The sequence below is a fragment of the Sulfuricurvum sp. IAE1 genome (genome assembly GCF_004347735.1).
Lineage (GTDB): Bacteria > Campylobacterota > Campylobacteria > Campylobacterales > Sulfurimonadaceae > Sulfuricurvum.
This window is the reverse complement of record NZ_SLTI01000056.1, coordinates 1-2,631: the sequence shown is the minus strand read 5'-3', so window position 1 is coordinate 2,631 and position 2,631 is coordinate 1. Positions and strand designations below refer to the sequence as shown.

Sequence of the window (2,631 nt, the reverse complement as noted above, 5' to 3'; positions counted from 1 at the left end):
CTGGTAAGTTTTTGGTCCACCAACCTCAAATACCAGGGAGTAACCGATGCTCTTACATGGTATCAGAAAGCTGTTAAATATTCCAGGGCACAAAGTTGTTTGATAACATCAAAGATGCTCATCTGTCCGGGGTTGATTATGTCTAATCTTTTTTTCAACTTAGACATTGTATTCCCTCCTGAGCGTGATATAATGTGGATAGGTAAACCATATATGAGAGATATTAACGAACAATTTGCGTATCTGTCAAGTAAAAAAAGTATGTTCAAACTCAATTATTATTCGTTTTTTGCAAATATTAGCTATCTTATGAATATTATTAAATATATTACTATGTTCAAACTCGGCGCGTTAGGTTCAAACTCAGTTTCAAACTCAAGGCGTGAGTTTGAACATAGTATAGTTCGCATATGAAAGATCAATTAAAGCAGATAAGAGAAAAATTAAGAAAGACTCAGAAAGAAATGGGGGCGCTTGTAGGTGTCCATGAAAGAGCATGGCAAAAGTATGAAAAAGGCAGTAATTTGCCCGGATCAGAAGTCCTCCAAGCCCTTTCCAAGCTTGGCTTTAACACTAACTGGATACTCACCGGTGCAGGAGATATGTACACAACTACTGTTCAAAACACCTGTGAATCTGTTGGTCAGATAAATGATGTGGTAAGCCCTTATGTTACAGTACGATCACAAATCCCTAATATACAAAGCTTAATGCGAGATCTTATGGATATAATGGATTCAAACGATGAGGGTACTAAACTTGCAATTGCGCAGAATATAATGATGTTTAAAGAATCAGTGCGCCGTAAACAACAATTAGAAAGTAAGCCCGATCCGCGCGAAACCGACTTCAAGACCCTGGAATCACCAGGGGAGAAGAAAGCGGGTGGGGGCAATGGAGAGTAATAAATGGTGGTTGTTGTTTTGATGCTGAAAGCTGGGTTATAACAGTTTTTTGTACAAATGCTGACTGGTATAGACGAGAAGAGCATTTAACTCTTCTCTGTAGTCGCGGCTTCGCTGTAATATAGCTGAAGATAAATAGTACCTACCCTTGACACATTGAATGATTTTAATTGTGTTGAAAATAACTAAAAGAAGGGGGATAAATTGAAAATATATTTTCAATGTTCATTGCTTTTTTTTGGATTTCTCATTATTGGGTGTGCGCAAGCGCCTATTCCATCTTCTTATAACGTGACAATACAACAAAAAATGCAGGCTGCATATCATTGGAATATCCTTGCAGACGATACCGCTGAACAAATAAAGATGGGTCTTGTAAATAACGGAGTTGCCCAGGAAACTGTTTATATTAATAAAGATGGGGATTCTCCATTTAGCGAGGCATTTTATAACATGCTACTCACAAGGCTTTCAAATAAAGGTATTAATATTGCAGTAGACAGAAACAGCGCATGTTTATACATTAATTATAAAACGCAGGTAGTATATCATAAAGCCACCATTAAAACCCCGAGATATGGGCACCTTGCTCTTTTGACAGGCGGCGCCATTGTAATTAGAGAGGTTTTTGATCAGCCCTGGAGCATAATAGGTAGAGCAGCCGCAATTGGTGGTACTTTGGTAGGTTTGGATATGCTTGATAATGCAAGCCCTGGGTCATTGGATCCTTTCTATTATAGAAAGCCAAATACCGAGATAATAGTAACAACCTCTGTGTTGCGAGATAATATTTACCTTATAAGAAAAACAGATTGTTATTATGTTAATTTTGATGACTCTTGGCATTATGAAGAAGCAAGATCTCATAAAATACAAGTTATTGAAAAATAGTAATAATCTGTCGAAGAGAGGAAATTATAATGAAATTGAATATATATAATTTATATAAAAATAAAAAAAGGTGTGCGGGTATTTTTTTTAAAATATTGTATTTGGTTATTATAACAATGTTTTTCACTGGTTGTACAATGTTCAAGGCTTATTTGAATCTTGATGAAAACCTTATTAATGAAAGTTATACTGCCGCCGATAAACTTATAGATCGTTCAATACCGCCAATAAGCCCGGCAAGTCCGGTACTTATTGCAACTCTAACAGATGTTCAAAGTCTTGAAGATACTTCATTGTTTGGAAAAACCGTATCTGAGCAAATCTCTTCCAGGTTAGTTCAAAGAGGATACAAGGTAGTTGAGCTAAAATTAAGAAAGGCTGTTCTTGTAAATAGCGATAGAGGTGAACTCCTTTTATCGAGGATCGCGCAGGATATTGCCAAGGAGCACGATGCTCAATACGCTATGGTAGGAACCTATTCAATAGGGAATTATCTTATATATGTATCGGCAAAAATAGTCAAGCTGTCTGATAATACTATTATTTCAACATATAACTATAAATTACCCTTAGGAGCTAATAACCGAAAATTATTGAACCTCTCATCCGGAGAATGGAAATTTGTCAGACCAAATTAGCAACATATTTGCTGAATAGCGCGCATAAATATCTATCATTAAAATGTAATTATTTGCTGTTTTCAACATATTTTCAACATTTCAATAATTGCATTTCTATCGTGTCCTTCCGGTGAGCCTGCGTGAATTTATCCCCCAGCATAAGGTAATATTGACGGTACAGCAATAAAACATAAGGAGGACCGTCATGCTGCCTG

At 36.4% G+C, this 2,631-nt stretch carries 4 protein-coding genes; all 4 read left to right on the top strand.

All coding sequences use genetic code 11. From position 1 onward, the window contains the following. Positions 1 to 414: hypothetical protein (locus E0765_RS12615; RefSeq protein ID WP_223175693.1), on the top strand; the 414-nt coding region annotated here is incomplete at its 5' end. After that, on the top strand, positions 411 to 905 hold the full coding sequence (locus E0765_RS07820) for a helix-turn-helix domain-containing protein (protein WP_132812660.1): 495 nt from the start codon (positions 411 to 413) through the stop codon (positions 903 to 905). The genes E0765_RS12615 and E0765_RS07820, both read left to right, overlap by 4 nt. A gap of 204 nt (positions 906 to 1,109) precedes the next feature. Further along, positions 1,110 to 1,796: a hypothetical protein gene (locus E0765_RS07815; protein WP_132812659.1), complete on the top strand. Its 687-nt coding sequence runs from the start codon at positions 1,110 to 1,112 to the stop codon at positions 1,794 to 1,796. Between the two features lie 29 nt (positions 1,797 to 1,825). After that, positions 1,826 to 2,434: a FlgO family outer membrane protein gene (locus tag E0765_RS07810; RefSeq protein WP_132812658.1), complete on the top strand. Its 609-nt coding sequence runs from the start codon at positions 1,826 to 1,828 to the stop codon at positions 2,432 to 2,434. Positions 2,435 to 2,631 lie beyond the last annotated feature (197 nt).

Bases quoted from the DNA above. Each gene is read 5' to 3' on its own strand.
- E0765_RS07820 (WP_132812660.1), top strand. From the start codon at position 411: ATGAAAGATCAATTAAAGCAGATAAGAGAAAAATTAAGAAAGACTCAG.
- E0765_RS07810 (WP_132812658.1), top strand. From the start codon at position 1,826: ATGAAATTGAATATATATAATTTATATAAAAATAAAAAAAGGTGTGCG.